Annotated in this window: 11 protein-coding genes; 1 reads left to right on the plus strand and 10 read right to left on the minus strand. The window is 34.8% G+C overall.

Annotated elements, in window-relative coordinates:
- Positions 1 to 6 precede the first annotated feature (6 nt).
- The 5 genes from NPX36_RS01950 to NPX36_RS01970 all read right to left on the minus strand — a co-directional run bounded on the left by NPX36_RS01950 (position 7) and on the right by NPX36_RS01970 (position 10951).
- A complete protein-coding gene (locus tag NPX36_RS01950) occupies positions 7 to 6405 on the minus strand; it encodes an RHS repeat-associated core domain-containing protein (RefSeq protein WP_257499761.1) in 6399 nt (2132 codons plus the stop codon).
- A gap of 5 nt (positions 6406 to 6410) precedes the next feature.
- Positions 6411 to 6866 (minus strand): T9SS type A sorting domain-containing protein, encoded by a 456-nt coding sequence (locus tag NPX36_RS01955; protein ID WP_257499762.1) that lies wholly within the window; start codon positions 6864 to 6866, stop codon positions 6411 to 6413.
- Positions 6867 to 7095: 229 nt separating this feature from the next.
- Positions 7096 to 7788, minus strand: a complete 693-nt coding sequence (locus tag NPX36_RS01960) for a porin family protein (protein ID WP_257499763.1) — start codon at positions 7786 to 7788, stop codon at positions 7096 to 7098.
- Positions 7789 to 7941: 153 nt separating this feature from the next.
- On the minus strand, positions 7942 to 9192 hold the full coding sequence (locus NPX36_RS01965) for a DUF3078 domain-containing protein (protein WP_257499764.1): 1251 nt from the start codon (positions 9190 to 9192) through the stop codon (positions 7942 to 7944).
- Positions 9185 to 10951: a 1-deoxy-D-xylulose-5-phosphate synthase gene (locus NPX36_RS01970; protein ID WP_257499765.1), complete on the minus strand. Its 1767-nt coding sequence runs from the start codon at positions 10949 to 10951 to the stop codon at positions 9185 to 9187. The genes NPX36_RS01965 and NPX36_RS01970 overlap by 8 nt, the downstream gene beginning before the upstream one ends.
- A 67-nt stretch (positions 10952 to 11018) precedes the next feature.
- Here NPX36_RS01970 and NPX36_RS01975 point away from each other — a divergent pair, with 67 nt between their 5' ends.
- Positions 11019 to 11453 (plus strand): nucleoside deaminase, encoded by a 435-nt coding sequence (locus NPX36_RS01975; protein WP_257500709.1) that lies wholly within the window; start codon positions 11019 to 11021, stop codon positions 11451 to 11453.
- A 121-nt stretch (positions 11454 to 11574) separates the two neighbouring features.
- On the opposite strand, the gene NPX36_RS01980 is transcribed toward NPX36_RS01975, so the two are convergent.
- The 5 genes from NPX36_RS01980 to NPX36_RS02000 form a co-directional block, all read right to left on the minus strand.
- Positions 11575 to 12165 (minus strand): porin family protein, encoded by a 591-nt coding sequence (locus NPX36_RS01980; protein ID WP_257499766.1) that lies wholly within the window; start codon positions 12163 to 12165, stop codon positions 11575 to 11577.
- Between the two features lie 155 nt (positions 12166 to 12320).
- Positions 12321 to 12929: a porin family protein gene (locus NPX36_RS01985; RefSeq protein WP_257499767.1), complete on the minus strand. Its 609-nt coding sequence runs from the start codon at positions 12927 to 12929 to the stop codon at positions 12321 to 12323.
- A gap of 122 nt (positions 12930 to 13051) precedes the next feature.
- Positions 13052 to 14599 carry a ribonuclease E/G gene (locus NPX36_RS01990; RefSeq protein ID WP_257499768.1) on the minus strand — a complete coding sequence of 516 codons (1548 nt, stop codon included), beginning with the start codon at positions 14597 to 14599 and terminating at the stop codon, positions 13052 to 13054.
- A 319-nt stretch (positions 14600 to 14918) separates the two neighbouring features.
- A complete protein-coding gene (locus NPX36_RS01995; RefSeq protein ID WP_257499769.1) occupies positions 14919 to 15254 on the minus strand; it encodes an HU family DNA-binding protein in 336 nt (111 codons plus the stop codon).
- An 81-nt stretch (positions 15255 to 15335) separates the two neighbouring features.
- Entirely contained in the window at positions 15336 to 16406 is a 1071-nt protein-coding gene (locus NPX36_RS02000; RefSeq protein ID WP_257499770.1) for an alanine racemase, read from the minus strand.
- Positions 16407 to 16408: the final 2 nt, after the last annotated feature.

Consider the following 16408-nt stretch of genomic DNA (forward strand, 5'->3'; position numbering starts at 1 on the left):
TATTTTTTAATTTAATGGATAATAAACTCCGTCAGGATTTAAGTATTGCGACCAATCTACGAGACCCTTATAATGTTTATCAAAATACCTTCTTGCCCAACGATTAGCAGATGTTTCTGTACCGAAGTCATCATGTACATGACCTCTTTTTTCATCTTTCGCTGCACTTATTAAACTTGGTATTCCATAAGCAAAAAGATACCCAAAACCGGAACGTTCGCTTTGAAATGTGTGACCGTATTCGTGCATATATAACGGTATACTTAACATAAACTGTTCAAAACTTACATTAGATGGTATTGTTCCCTGAATATTAATATTTATAAATCCACCAAGTGAAACACCATTTCGTCTTGAAGCATTTTCATTGGTAATAAATGTTGCTCCTCCGAAATAATCAACTCTATCGACCTTACCTACCATGTTTCTGAAATGCCCTAAATTGTAACCTGCCCAACTTTGAAATCCTTCCCAAGTAGCACGACTTAAACTTTGTAGCATTCCTCCCCAAAAACCTCTATTCTCGTCAATATAAAATTTACCTGCAAAAATTCGCATACCATTATCAAAATTTGAAACTAAGCTTGCCGCTGTGGTTAAAGTACTAATAGCACTCGTTGCAAAAGCAGTGTAACCTGCAATTTTTACAAAAGTAGAAGAATATCCAAGGCCAACTACAGATTTTAATCCAAAACCTACGGTTGCACCACCTACTGCTCCAATTATAGCACCTCCAAGCATACCGTTCCAAGTACTCCCAGCACTCCAATCCCATTGAAATGGATTAAAGTTATCATTAGCGGCACTGCCTCCCAGATATGCTCCTACTACAGCTCCTACTATAACAGCCAGCCATACGATTTCACCACTTGGATCAGTAAATCTCAAAGGGTTATTCCATACATACCCATAACGATTATAGCTCTGTGAATTACTTGGGTCTTGTATAAAATTATCCGGTGCAAGGAAACGATGCAATTTAGGGTCATACAAGCGGGCATTCATGTTTATTAAACCAACACCTTGCAAATGTTCGTGTCCTGTGTATCCTCTTTCTAAGAACGTTAATTTATCCAGATTATTGTTCAAGCCGTCTTGTATTAACAATACATTACCCCAAGCATCAAAATGGCGTTTTTCTACAATAGCTCCCGTGCTGTTTGTCACAGCCAAGATACTGCCTAAATAATCACGGTGCAAATAATAAAATGCCGTAGCATTGTTTTCTTTGCGCTGCAAAATACTTGCCGAATACGGATCGCCATCTACATAGATATTCACAATGTATTTATTGGTGGTTTTATCAAAATTAACCTCTATATCGCCTGCCGGAGAATAGTAGCGTACTTTTGAAGAAGCAGCTTCATCAGCAGCTTCATTGCCATAATACATTGCTACGCGATTATCAAAACCATCGTATTTAAAATAAATGTTTTCTTTACCTTGCTGTTTTATGGTTAGCGGTGCCTTATGGGTATTATAGGTTACCTGCTGCAACGGGTTGTTCTGATAATATGCCAAATCATTCAAGTTCTCTACATTTTGCAGTTGGTATGCTTTAGCAGAATCATAATTGTAATCGCCCACATTGTTGTTTAAAATACGTCCTTTACCATCGTACGTATTGGCTTCTTGTGCAATAATAGTAGCTCCTTGCTTAGTAATATTGTTTGTTAAACGATCAAACGTATCGTATTGAAACGTTTCATTGATACCACCTGTAAACAAACTGTTGGTACGTGCAGATAAGTTACCACGCAGCACATCCCAAGTATTGGTAAAAGCAAACTGTTCGATGCTGTTTTTAGATACTGTGTTTTGGGTTAGATAACCAAATTGGTCATACGAACGGTTGGTTACCAAACCGTTAGCGAATGTAAAGTTTGTAACTTGTCCTCTTTGATTAAAAGAATTGTAAACCTTTAAATCAGTATTCGTAAGTGCGTTTTGTAATTTCCATAAGTAACCATTTTTATATACGTTTTTGGTTTTTACGGCATCTGTTCCGCTGGCACCTGTAACTTTCTTTTCTTCTGTTAAAGCTCGTCCAAGGTTGTCAAAAGTATAATTATACGTATAACTAAATCCTAAAGGAGTTGTATATTGTTTGGAAGTTGTACGTTTGTATCCATCGTAAGTAAAAATTTCCTGATACTGTCCTGCTGTATTTGTTGTAGTAATATTGGCTAATAACTTGTCTGCATTATAGGTATAGTTGATATTTACATCAGAATAAGTGGTGTTCAGAATTTTACCTGTCGCGTCATAAGTATGGGTAGTAGTACCATTTGGTGTGGTTTCTTGCAATAGGTCACCAATACTGTTGTACTGATAAGTATAAATACCTGCCGAAGGATCAGTCATTTTGGTTTTCCTACCCCAACTATCGTACTCAAAGCTGATTACCGTTCCGCCATAATTAGTATTTTGCAATGTACCATTTGCATTATAGCTATAATTGATGGTTTCTCCGTTATCAACTACTTTTTTGGTTTGGTTATTTGCGTTTTTTGTTTCAGTTCTAGTTTTAACACCATCGTTTACTGTAGATGACAAACCATTGTAAGTCGCTGAAATTTCTTTACTTGTAGGCAAAACAGTTTTTATAACACGTCCGTAATTGTCGTATTCAAAGGTAGTAAATAGATTAGCTGTGCCTGTGTAAGGTTCACTTTTCTTAACTAATCGGTCTTGTGAGTCATAACTGTAAGAGATACCAACCCAATTACCATCAATGTCTGTATAACCTTCATATGTTTTATTACCCCAACCGTTTGTAGAAACTTTTTCTTTTCGTCCGTCAGGATAATTAGTTTCTTTTCGTACAAAAGAGGAACCCAAACCACTCATAGCATTGGTTTTATACGCAAAATTAGTTGTATTACCGAGATAATCTGTTTCTGAAACAGTCATTCCCAATGCGTTATAACCAAAAGAACTAGTTAATCCATAAGGATTAGTTTGAGATAGTAACCAACCTTTGTTTTTATTGTAAACATAAGTAGTTTCTAATCCTTCAATATCCGTAGCTTTTTCTATATAACGTCCAGTAGTGTCATATACAGAACTTGCAATACGCGGTTGGATATCATTTGCAGAAATGGTTTTTTGAACAACATTCCCAAATATATCATACTGATTGCTTTCCGTTAGTTCTGTAGAACCTGTTGCAGCTTGCTTTTTAATAGCGGTAAGTAAATGATTTGAATATGTATAGACTTCTTTTGAAGTTTGTATATTATTCATCTTTAGTATCTTCGATGCCAGACGACCAACATAATAATTACCATTTACTAAATTGTGATTGTAAGTAAATACAGTATTCAAAACAGACGTTTCTCCGTCTCCATTTACAGTTTCTGTTACTGAAAGTGGATTGGAATAGGCATTATACGTACTATTTATGGTACGTTGAATACCTGTTAAACCTTCATTAATAATAGACTGAGTATTCTGTGCTTTAAAAACCTTATTTGATAAATTGGTTATATTATAGCTATGTACTTTTTTAGTAAGGTAATTTACCGGAGTGGTAAAGAAGTTTGCCCAATCAATACTATGTGCAACATATTCTTCTTTAACCAACCCATTATTATCTAAGTCAAAAATGGTTATATTTTTTACCTGATCTTGCAAATTCGAAATGTAAGGACCTCCTCTATAAATATTAGTACCCATTCGCCCTTTAAAGCCCAAAAATCCTTTTCCGTTATGGCTAAGAGTTGCATCTGCATAAGAAAAAAGTTGTTTACGTTCGGTAGCACTTTCCCCAAACTTAAAACTTTGAGTATCATAGGTGACTTTTTTTACTAAATAGAGGCCTGGTGCAACATCAATATCTACTTTAGGGTAAACTGACATTGGTTGCTCAAATGACGCAAAAGGTAAAACTAAATCTTCTCCATCAATCGCTGGATTATTCTTTTTCTCATCATAGACATCGTAAATTATTCTAGTAGTTACATCAAATTCATTTATAGATTTCAACTGCTGTGTAAGCACATTGTTACGATTGTATTTGAAAGATCGTAAACTTTTATTAGTTATCACAGCTAAATCCGTTTTATAATTTTTATCATTATAATTAGAAACAGTATAAATTGGACTTCTTCTATTCGGAGTAGCTATAGGGTAATGATTGACAGAAAAGTTAATATCGACAGGTGTTTCACCAAATTTTAAATTTTCACAAACCCACATCTGAGTAGAATTAGCATAATCATTACTAGTATTATTAATTACTTTGCAATAATCGTACGTTTTAATAATATCTGTTTTACCATCATTGTTTATATCTGTAAAGATATAGTTGTATTCATCTACATTAACATACCTAACAGTTGATGGGAATCCTCCTTGAGAAAATGGTGTTTCTTTATTAATATTATAAAAAATACCTAAATCTTTAACAATAGTATTAAAATAGGTTCCTGTTTGAATAAAAAAAGTCCAGGTACTTGAATTAACACCATTTGGCACAACAAAATCCATTTTTCCATCTCCATTAAAATCTCCAGAGAAAACAGGTCTTTTATCATTTGCTGTATAGGAAATTGTTGTAGAATAAATAGATTTAGAAAGCTCTAATTTATTCAAATCTTGGTTAAACTTATGGATTAGAATGGCACCATGTCTATAAACTATAAATTCATCATAACCATCGCCGTCTGTATCTGCGACCTGATAATTGAATCCAATAGGTAGGGTTTGATTGTTATATATCTGATTATTTTTTAAATCAATTATTTCCAAAGTAGTATTGTATTGATTATAGGTATTATCAACATAATTTTTTGGATGTTCTGTTCTGATTATATCTGAAATACCATCGCCATTAAAATCTGCACTAATGAAATTATCTCTTGTAGGACCGAAATCTCTAAGGTTAAAATTTTTTGTACTTATCAATGCCATTTGGCCCCAATAATCAGGCATAAATATAAAACTATCAAAGTTAAACGTAAAATATCCACCATACGGAACTGTGTTAGTCTTCGTAATCGTAGTAAATCCCTGATTTGGTAATAAAATGTTTTGATAATTTAAAGTTTTTGTTGCTACAACTTCATTAAATGGCGTTGGAAATGCTGCGCTGTATAACGAATTTGAGCTCGGATCAAATATGCGAAGTACATCTCCTTCTGTATATTGATGATTATCATTGTAAGTTGTATGGTACATTAAGTAACCTAATTTACCTGAACCACTAAAATCACCTGGTATGGTCTTGGTATTACGCGCAGTAAGTTGACTTAATGAAATCCCACTACCCGTGACGTCAACTGATGATTGTTCAGTTAAAAGATTTGTAGCAGCATCTGCTCCATATGTGAATGTAACGGGAATTTTTGTCTGAGTTCCATCCCCAGATGTTTCTGTAATTTTTTGCAATTGTTCATATCCTAATGATGTAGTTTTATAGGTTAACTGATAAGTTCTAAACATTTCTGCAAATCCTCTTACTGTTATCTTATCAAGGATTTTAGTTAATTTTGTTGCATCAGTATGAATGTATCCATTTTCCGATCTCGCCCTATCTTTATATAAAAAGCTAATATAATTGTTGCTATTTCCAATATTAATTTCGGATAACGGGTTAGAGCTTCTATAACCATAACTTATACCAGAAATTAATAAGTTCCCATTATCATTTATATATGTAAATTTAATAATAATGTTTTGGGGATTAGTGATATATGTTAATGCGTATGTGTTATTATTTTTCGTTGAAGAAGGACTTAATCCACCATAAGCTTGCCCATAATAAGCTACTGAGCCATCGGGATATTCTATTTTAAAATAATCATGATTGTGATTGTAAGTTGTGCCAACACCTGAAATTTTTAAATTACTGTAATTTTCAGTTTCATAAATTACATCCTGTCCAACTACTCCATATGTGCCTGACTTTATAATTAATCTTTGCCCATCTAACATAAATTGATCATCATCACCATAGGTTATCGTGCTAGCTTTACCATCTAGATATTTATTAGAACCTGTTTTACTAATAGCACTTAAACCCGAAATATTCCAGCCATATCCGGCAAGCCCGTTACGCGCATCACTTGAATATGAGATTCCTATATTGGGCATGATACCATTTATTCCAATGGGAATTTCTATTGGAAAATTATACGTAGCTTGCCCAGACAAAGACACAGAAAATTCTCCTTTGGATGCACCCACAAAATCTACATCTTCAGATAATATAGGACCTGTCGGAATAGTAATGGATTGTTGCTTCTGTAAATTTTGATTATCCCCAATGAGCGCTGTATTTTGAACGATTGTAGGCTCTTTCACTAACCCATCAACAGGTATACCAACTTCACTGATATTATGCTGCTGGGCCATTGCTGAATGCACTGCGAACAATACAAACAAAAAATAAAAATGTTTCATAGTGTTTATTTTTTTATGATTTTATAAGATTTGCTTTGCTGAAATGCATCAAAAAGTCGGATATAGTACGTTCCTGAAGAATAAGTCGATAAATTAAAAGTTTCTATCGTTGTCCCTTCATTAACTTTTTTCAACTGCAGCATCTTTCCCGTGCCGTCAAAAAGTATTATCTGTGTAATTTGTAAGCTACTTTTCCATTCAACATTTAATAAATCTACCACAGGATTAGGATAGAATTCGATTGCTGTTGAATTTTCGTTAAGGGAATTTGATTTAGGAAGCATCGTATCTTCTTCCTTTTCCGTTTCCACACTATTAGTACTCATTACTGAATTAACTGTTAAAGTAACTAGTTCTCTTTGAATCTGATTACCTGCTGCATCATAAGTGAATTCAAGTGTTTGGGAAGATACTCCATTGACCGAAATTCCTAGAAGGATTACGAATATTTTTTTTTTCATAAGTTTAAATGTAAGGATTACTGTAAATTAAATAAAAGAAATTTAATCTTGATTTTTCACGAAGTATTCATAAGTGTAGGTATTTTTTGTTAAAACAAATTTAATAAAAAAATACAATTATCAAAACAATTTTACTTTTTTTTTCAAAAATAACACCTTAAAACACCTTAAAACACCTTAAAATACCTTAAAATACCTTAAAATTATTAATTAAAATTTTGAAGGAGCCTTACAAAATATAAAACATCAGCCCCAGATTCAACATATTAAAATGACTTTCACTGTCGATAATATTTTGGACATACAAGGGTTTAAAGCCATAATAGGCATAAAAATTCCATGTATTGAAACCTGCCGAAACATAAACGCCAAGATTTGATTTGGAGAAAAAATGGGGATTTTTGAAGGTATAATTCCCTAAATCGCCTCGATATTTTGAAGTAGAATTCAGTAAATAGCTGTATTTAATTCCTGTGTAAATACGCCAAAATTTATGTGAATGTACTTTGGAAGTGCGCCAGCGAAATTCGATTGGTATTTCGATATACGAGAGTTTTTGAACGTTTTTATCTGGATTATCGTCTATTTCAAAGGCAATCGAAGCATCATCAACCAAAGCCAAATTGTGTCGCAAATTATAAAATGCAAAACCCACGCCCGGTGCAATGGCCAAAGTGCGTTGTTTATTGATTGGAAAATCTCTCAAAAAGCCAAAATTGGTTCCTATGGAAATAGATCTTTGGTTGATACCATTGGGTTTTTTTAGTAGCAAACTGTGGGTTACGCCCACATAAAACTGGTCTTCCCGATAAAAAGGATCGGTAACTTTTATGGTGCGTTCCAATTCTGGAATGGTATCTGTTGCCTGCGAAAATGCTTGTACAGAAACCAAAAGAAGCAATATGCTAAAAATTTTTTTCATCATCTACAAATTATAAAACAATCCAACTTCCAAAGAAAATCACATCCGTTCATCAAAGCCTTTCAAAATGTTCAAGACAAGTTGTGTTAGCAATACTAACGTTCCACACACTTCATCGTCACCCTAGAAATACCAACAAAAAACAAATCTACACTAAAAATTATAAACCAAACCAACGCTTAGCAATTGTTTAAACTGCACCCGCGGCCCTTCGGTGATTTGCACGCCATCAACGTCGCGCTTGTTTTTTATGTCATCATCATAAATCAAATGACCGCCCAAAGTGGCTTTTAGCAAACTGTTGATTTTCATTTCTAATTGCAATTGCCAGTCGATATCTATATTTCCAAAATTATTCAAATAATCGGTATATAAGGTAAGATTGTTCTTTAAATTCACATTGCTCATTATGTTTTTATTCCATTCGGTAGTAAACAAAAAACCCAATTCGTTTCTCGATTTTTTGCCCGGTTGCAACAAATTTCCATTTGCATCAAATATTCCGCCTTCTAAACCAAAAGCACCACTATTTGCCAAAGCATCATCTAAAACCAAAGTAGATTTTAATGTTAAGGGCGAAATATAGGCTTTAAAATTATTTTTGGAATACTCAGAACCAATACCGGCAAATAAATAAGCGGGTGCAAAAGCGCGCGAAATGGGCACTTCTACATTGGGATAAGCATAACCGTTTGCCATTTGCGTGTTCAGCGTAACTTTGGCAGAATAATACCAATTCGATTTTACCGATGTTTTATACCCAAACGAGGAATTAATGTTTAGAACGTCGTCGGTTTTGCGCAGTTCTAAATTTTCTTGTTTATTCAATCCGTACCGCACCTTTAATTCATTTACCCAAATAGTGCGTCCTCTTTCATAATTCCGGGAAAAATCGCCTTTCACAATACCCGAAATGGAACTAAAACCACCTGCATTCCAATTGGAAAATGTTCCTTGGTTGATATCTAATCCAAGCGTATTTGTTTTCTTCCAAAAACTCATTTCTGACCGAACAGGCGAAAGCGCATCATACAAAATTTGGGAGTTGGCACGGGGTGTACGGTCATACACCATTCCTTCTGGTTTAGGGATTAAAAAATAGGCCAAATCGCTGTTTTTGTTGCGTTTTGTAACTTCAAAGGTAGAAAGAACCACTTGGTGCACATTGCCCGCCGAGAAACTAGTTAAAACCGAATCTTGCAGCACCATTTTAGGTTCAACAGTGATCGGACGTATAAAAATGGTATCGTTTTTCTTTACCAACGTATCAAAAACCGAAAATTGTGTTCTGTAAAATGTATCAATATCTATTTTTGGTTTCTTTACCAACAATGTATCAGCAGGTTGTGAAAAACCAATCGCCGAAATCATTAGAAAAAAAACAACTATTTTAAATTTAAACATTACTGATTTTTTTTAATATTTGTTGGATAGATGCGGCATCTAAACCACATTGTTGCCATTGTTCATGAACGGTGGCATGTTCTATAAACGCATCGGGCACTCCCAAATTGATCACTTGCGTGTTGGTTTTACTTTCTGAAACAATTTGATTCACAACGCTGCCAAACCCACCTTTTACAACACCTTCTTCAATCGTGAGCAATACTTCGTAGGTATTTGCTAAATCTAAAATTGCTTTTTTGTTCAAAGGTTTAATTTGCAAGAAATGATACACCGAAAAATAATCATCATCAAAATTTAAGGCTTCTAACACATTTTCGATGATGGTTCCGGTGGATAAAACCGCTGCTCTTTTTCCTTTTCTTATAGATTGAATGGTAGTAAAATCAATAGTTTCAAAAGGAACATTCCATTCTTGAATAGTTGCATAGCCCCGCGGATAGCGAACTGCAACCGGCTGTGATCGATTATTTTGAAGGTTATAAAGCACTTGTCGCAATTCCACTGCATCTTTTGGCGCAAGAATTTTCATATTGGGAATTGCTTGTAAATACGCAATATCAAATACACCCTGATGCGTGGCACCATCTTCGCCCACCAAGCCTGCTCTATCAATACAAAAAACCACTGGAATATTTTGCAATGCTACATCGTGGATCAATTGATCGTATGCACGCTGCAAAAACGTAGAATAAATGGCACAAAAAACAGTGAAACCGCTTAGTGAAATACCAGCTGCCAAGGTAACGGCGTGTTGCTCGGCAATACCCACGTCAATGGCGCGTTCCGGAAAAACATCCATCATGTGTTTTAACGAACTCCCTGTGGGCATTGCTGGGGTAATGGCAAATATGTTAGCATTTTGTTGGGCTAATTCCAGCAATGTCAATCCAAAAACATCTTGATATTTGGTGCGTTTTTGCGCTTTATTTTCAAGCAAATCGCCTGTAATCTTGTCAAACTTTCCGGGAGCATGATAAACCACCTGGTTTTCTTCGGCTTGTTTTAGTCCTTTTCCTTTGGTAGTGATGATGTGTAGAAACTGCGGACCTGTTTTGCTTTTTAATCGTTGTAATTCATGGATTAAGGCTTTTAAATCGTGTCCGTCAATTGGTCCCACGTATTTAAAATTCAACGATTTAATCATGTTGTTCACCTTTGGATTTTCACCTTGCTTCACTTGCATTAAATAGCTTTTTAAAGCTCCCACGCTCGGGTCAATTCCAATGGCATTATCGTTTAAAACCACAATTAAATTCGCATTGGCAACACCTGCATGATTCAACGCCTCGAATGCCATTCCCGAAGCAATAGACGCATCGCCAATCACGGCTATATGCTGTGTGTGTGCATTGCCTTTTAACTTACTGCCCATTGCCATGCCAAGCGCGGCCGATATTGATGTAGAGGAATGCCCTACGCCAAAAGCGTCGTATGTGCTTTCACTGATTTTAGGAAAACCACTCAATCCGTTTTTTTGTCGGTTGCTAGCAAACTGCTCTTTTCTTCCTGTTAGAATTTTGTGCACATATGCCTGATGTCCCACATCCCAAACCAATTTATCAATGGGTGTATCAAACACATAATGCAACGCAATGGTAAGTTCTACTACTCCCAAACTTGCCCCCAAATGACCGCCGTTTACAGAAACCACATCGATAATAAAACTGCGAATTTCAGCAGCTAACTGTTGCAGTTGCTCGATTGTTTTCGATTTTAAATCGGCAGGAAATTCAATAGTGGGTAAAATCGGAGCCATTCGTTTTAAAAATATAGAGCAAATTTACAATAATATCTTATTTTTGACGAATAATTTACTGATTGGTATGCTGCTGAACCACGAATATTACATGCAAATTGCTTTAACAGAAGCGAAAGAAGCTTTTGAGAAAGATGAAATTCCCATTGGTGCCCTAATCGTTGCAAACGATCGAATCATTGCTAAAACCCACAACCTCACCGAAAGTTTAAACGATGTTACGGCACATGCAGAAATGCAGGCTATCACGGCAGCAGCACATGCTATTGGAGGCAAATATCTAAAAAATTGCACCATGTATTTAACCGTTGAACCTTGCCAAATGTGTGCAGGTGCTTTGTATTGGAGCCAAATTTCTAAAATTGTTATTGGCGCACAAGACAATAAACGGGGGTTTACAACTATGGGTGGAAAACTGCATCCTAAAACCGAAATTATTTATGGCGTTTTAGAAAAAGAATGCAGCGCATTGATGCTGACTTTTTTTCAGAATAAAAGATAAAATGTCATTCTGAACGAAGTGAAGAATCCTTAAGATTGCTTCGCCAGTTCGCTATTGCTCGTGCCCTCCTTCGTCGGAATGACAAGTTAAATTTATATTTTTTGCGAAAGAGTATTACTGTTTAAAAACGATAGCCCACAGACAGCTGCATGACCCTGTTTTTCCAATCCACATCGGGATTATCAATTACATTGGTTAAACCTGCATTGTATCGGGCAGAAATCATAAAATCAATGATGTTTACGCTTAAGCCTACATTTACAGAAAAATCAAAGTCATTGAAATTAGGGCTTTTTGGATCTAAATCAGACCATTTTACTTTAGAATCGGTTAAAAATCCTGCTTGTGGACCTGCTTCAATTGCGATTCCGTTGGTTAAATAATATTTTAGCATCACTGGCACGTTTACATAACTTAAATTAAAATCATGCTCTAAGGTGTTGTTTTCAAAAGTGGTTTTCCATTTACCACCTGCTGATGAATAATACACTTCGGGTTGAATGGCAAACTTGTCAAAACGAACTTCAGCAAACGCACCAATATGAAATCCGTTGATGGAATTGTTGTCGTGAAATTCTTGCCAACTGCTTCCTGCTAATTTGGCATTGTTGTAACCAACTTTGGGACCGAAGGTAAAATCTTGCGCACTAACTGCATTTGTAAATAAAAACGCCGAAAAAAGTGCCGTTGTAATTTTAGATAACTTTTTCATAGAATAGATCTTTTTTTATGTTTATCAAATTTTAAACCAAAGTTAAAATTACTCAAAATAACATAAAAACGCTATTAGTTCAAGCATAAACTGTAACTTTTTTCCACAAAAAAACCGCAACAAATCGTTGCGGTTTTCACTAAATATTGTAATTGTTAGAATTTGTATCCAACACCTACTTGGATTACTCCGTTTTTTAAATCACTTGTTTGAAAAGTTACATTTCCATTTGCTGCAGAAATATCTTCATTAGCTTTTGATAAGCCCAAATTATAACGAGCTCCTACAAAAAAGCCCATTGGCATGTCATAAGCTAAACCAACACCTAAACCAAAATCAACAGATTTATAAGCGTCTTTAGAGTCACCAGTAAGATTACCAATTTCCGATTCTGATTTCATTAAAAAACCAACATAAGGCCCTAATTCAGCAGAAAAACCATCAACTATATAATATTTCGCCATAATGGGTACGTTAATATAGTCATTCTTTATCTCACTTTCAAAAGAACCTAATGGTGTTGTTGTAGAAGTTTTTGCTCCTTGAGTGGAATAAATCACCTCTGGTTGAATAGAAAACTTTTCGTTAAATTTTATCTCTGCTACTGCTCCAACATGGAAACCTATTTTCATCTCACTATTGTCTAATCCTGATAAATTAGCAAAGTTAACCCCTGCTTTAGGACCAAATTTTACTTCTTGCTGTGCCAATGCGCTTGTAGAAAACGCAACCAACCCTAAAAGGGTCATCGTAATTTTTCTCATAAATATTGTTTTAAAAATTTTGTTTCTAACAAAAATAACAATTAAAATGATTTAACAAAGTTTTTTTGACAACTATTTAAAAAGCGGGTATAAAAAAAGCCGAACGTTTGTTCGGCTTTTTACTATTCTATTTGGTTTCCTTCTTTATCAAAGAAATGGTATTCTAAGTAGGTATAGGCATCGCGTGGAATGATTTTTATCCAGCGTTTGTGTTCCAACACCCATTTGTTTCGTACCGATGGAAATCCTTTGGTTAAATACGCAGCAATAAATGGATGCGCATTTAAAACCACATTTCTGTGGTCTTTAATAATTCGTTCTAAGTCAGCCGATATTTTATCAATAACTAAAATAGGAGCCTCTATTTCACCTTCACCGTTGTGGTCAGGGTTTTCTTCTTTTGTTTTGATAGAAACTTCGGGTCTAACGCGTTGTCTAGTAATTTGAATCAATCCAAATTTACTAGGAGGCAAGATTTTGTGTTTTGCTTTGTCATCGCTCATTTCTTCTTTTAGGAAATCATATAATACTTTACGATTTTCAGGATTACTCATGTCTATAAAATCAACAACGATAATCCCGCCCATATCGCGCAATCTTAACTGGCGTGCAATTTCTGATGCTGCGATCATGTTTACCTCAAGAGCCGTATCCTCTTGTGATTGAGCTTTGTTCGAGCGGTTTCCACTGTTTACATCGATAACGTGTAATGCTTCGGTATGTTCTATAATAAGGTAGGCTCCTTTGCTCATAGATACGGTTTTACCGAAGGAAGTTTTTATTTGTCGTTCAATATGATACTTTTCGAACAACGGCACTTCTTTGTTGTTATAATGCTTTACGATGGAAACTTTTGAAGGGGCTATTTCTTGCAGATAGTCCTTCGTTTGGTAGTACAATTCTTCATCATCAATATAAATTCCCGTAAAAGTGTCATTAAAAACATCGCGCAAAATGCTTGATGCTCTGTTTACTTCGCCAAAAACTTTTGATGGATGATGAGCTGTAGTTAAACGTTTGCAAAGCAATATCCATTTGTCTATTAAACTTTGCAAGTCTTTTTCTAATTCGGTAACATTTTTGCCTTCGGCTACTGTTCGCACAATAACCCCGAATCCTTTTGGTTTAATGGTTAACATCATCTTTTTAAGACGATCTTTTTCTTGTTTTGATTCTATTTTTTGTGAAATAGAAACTCGTTCAGAAAAAGGAACCAACACCAAATAGCGACCTGCAAGCGAAAGTTCAGAACTTATTCGCGGCCCTTTTGTGGATATGGGTTCTTTAACTATTTGCACTAAAATTGATTGATTGGCACTTAACACATCGTTGATGACGCCGTTTTTATCAATTTCGGTTTCAAAAGGAAGTTTTTTAAGAGTGAAATCATTTAGTTTACCTGAAGTTACAAGCTTTGTAAACTTCATGAGCGTAGGAAGATTGGGACCTAAATCGTGGTAATGCAAAAAGGCGTCTTTATCGAAGCCTACGTTTACAAATGCAGCATTTAGTCCAGGAACGGGTTTGCGGATTTTGGCAATAAAGATATCGCCCACCGAAAAGCCTTTTTCGTCTTCCCTATCTCTGTGTAGTTCTACTAATTTTCCATCTTTTAATAAGGCAAAATCTACCGTATTGGAACCAGACCTAATAATTAACTCTTTGTTCACTTGGTACATTTTTATCTGCTGAGTTTAGTTTAAAGGTTTACGGTTTAAAGTTTATTAAAAACTTGAAACAATAAAAACTTGAAACCAAAAATACAGATGGATTAAACATTAACAGGTATTACCCGGTTTCTTTTAAATGTGTATTTAAAAGATTTTTCAAAGAACTTTTTAATTTGAAATAAAAGAAAAAGTAGTTTAAAACTACTTTTTCTTTTTGTGACGGTTAGCTCTCGCTCTTTTTTTACGTTTGTGCGTAGCTACCTTATGTCTTTTTCTTTTTTTACCACTTGGCATAATCTTGTAGTTTTTAAGTTAGTAATTATTTTACGTCTGTGTTTGTTTTAACACCTTCCACAAACACTTTAGCTGGTTTAAAAGCCGGAATGTTGTGAGCAGGGATTTTAATTGTTGTATTTTTAGATATATTTCTACCCGTTTTTTCTGCTCTAGTTTTAATTATAAAGCTTCCGAAACCTCTTAAATATACGTTATCTCCACTTTCTAAAGAAGATTTTACTTCCTCCATAAAAGATTCCACAGTTGCCTGCACATCACCTTTCTCAAGCCCTAATTTCTCTGAAATTTTAGCTACAATGTCTGCTTTAGTCATTATCTCTTTGTAAATTAATTTGTTGTCTGTTTTTTGAGTTTGCAAATATATTAATTTTATTATAATATCTACATTTCAAACCATTAAATTTTAAACTAATAGCTATTTAGGTTGTTTTTTCTGGGGTTATTGCACTACTTTTTCGATATAAGAAGAGTTCATTGCGCGTAATGTTCCCATATAATTCAGTGAAAACTCTAAATAATCGCCTACTTTATAGTTTTTTTCATTTGTTTGTAAATCTACAATAATCATATCCGAACTCGCGCCAAAAAAGCGGATATCACCATCTTTTGGAAAAATATTGGTTTGATCTACGTCTAAAATTCCTAAATCTAAAATGGCACGAAATGATTTTTTTCCGATTTCTTTTTCATCAAACGTAAATGATTTTCCTTCTAAATTGGTTCCAAAATCACCTTCGGGCACCATTGGTTTTTCAATTAATTCAATGATTTCTGCTTTTAGGGTAAAAACATCTTGTTTCAGTAAATTACTGGGTGCATCTTTATACACATCGGTACCTTGGTAAAGGGTTTCCCCCACTCGAAAATGATTGATACCAGATGGCAGTTTGTTTTGAAAAATCAATGGAATGGTAACGGATGATCCACCTGAAACATATTGAATTTTTTTATTGAACTTTGCTTCGATTAGCTGTTTGTATAATGCCAATTGAATCAATTTATCGGTGCTTGGCAACACGCCATACAAACACGAAAGATTGGTACCAATACCCACCACCTCGATATTTTTCAACTGAAACACTTGATCGTAAAACGAAATCACATTTTCACGCATAACTCCTTCGCGCAGTTCCCCCAATTCAATCATAATAATAATTTTATGCGTTTTGTTTTGCTTTTGGGCTTCTTGCGAAAGTAGTTTTATGGTAGTAATATCGGTATTCATGCTGATATCTGCATATTTCACTACCGATGCCACCGAACGTTTGGGCGTGGGTTTAATATAAATGGTTTCAACCTTTGGATTGATTTCTTTTATGGCTTTTAAATTGCTTACCCGCGAATCGCACACTTGCGTGGGTTGCAAGCTTAACACTTCTTTCAAAAACAATTTATTACCACATAGCATTTTGGTAACCACTGACCATTGAATATTTTTTAAGTCAAAAAAATAATCTAAACGTTCAAAGTTGTAAGCTAGGTGTTCCTTATGTAAGGTTATAACTGCCATAA

Source organism: Paenimyroides aestuarii, from assembly GCF_024628805.1.
In the GTDB taxonomy this organism is placed as follows: domain Bacteria; phylum Bacteroidota; class Bacteroidia; order Flavobacteriales; family Flavobacteriaceae; genus Flavobacterium; species Flavobacterium aestuarii_A.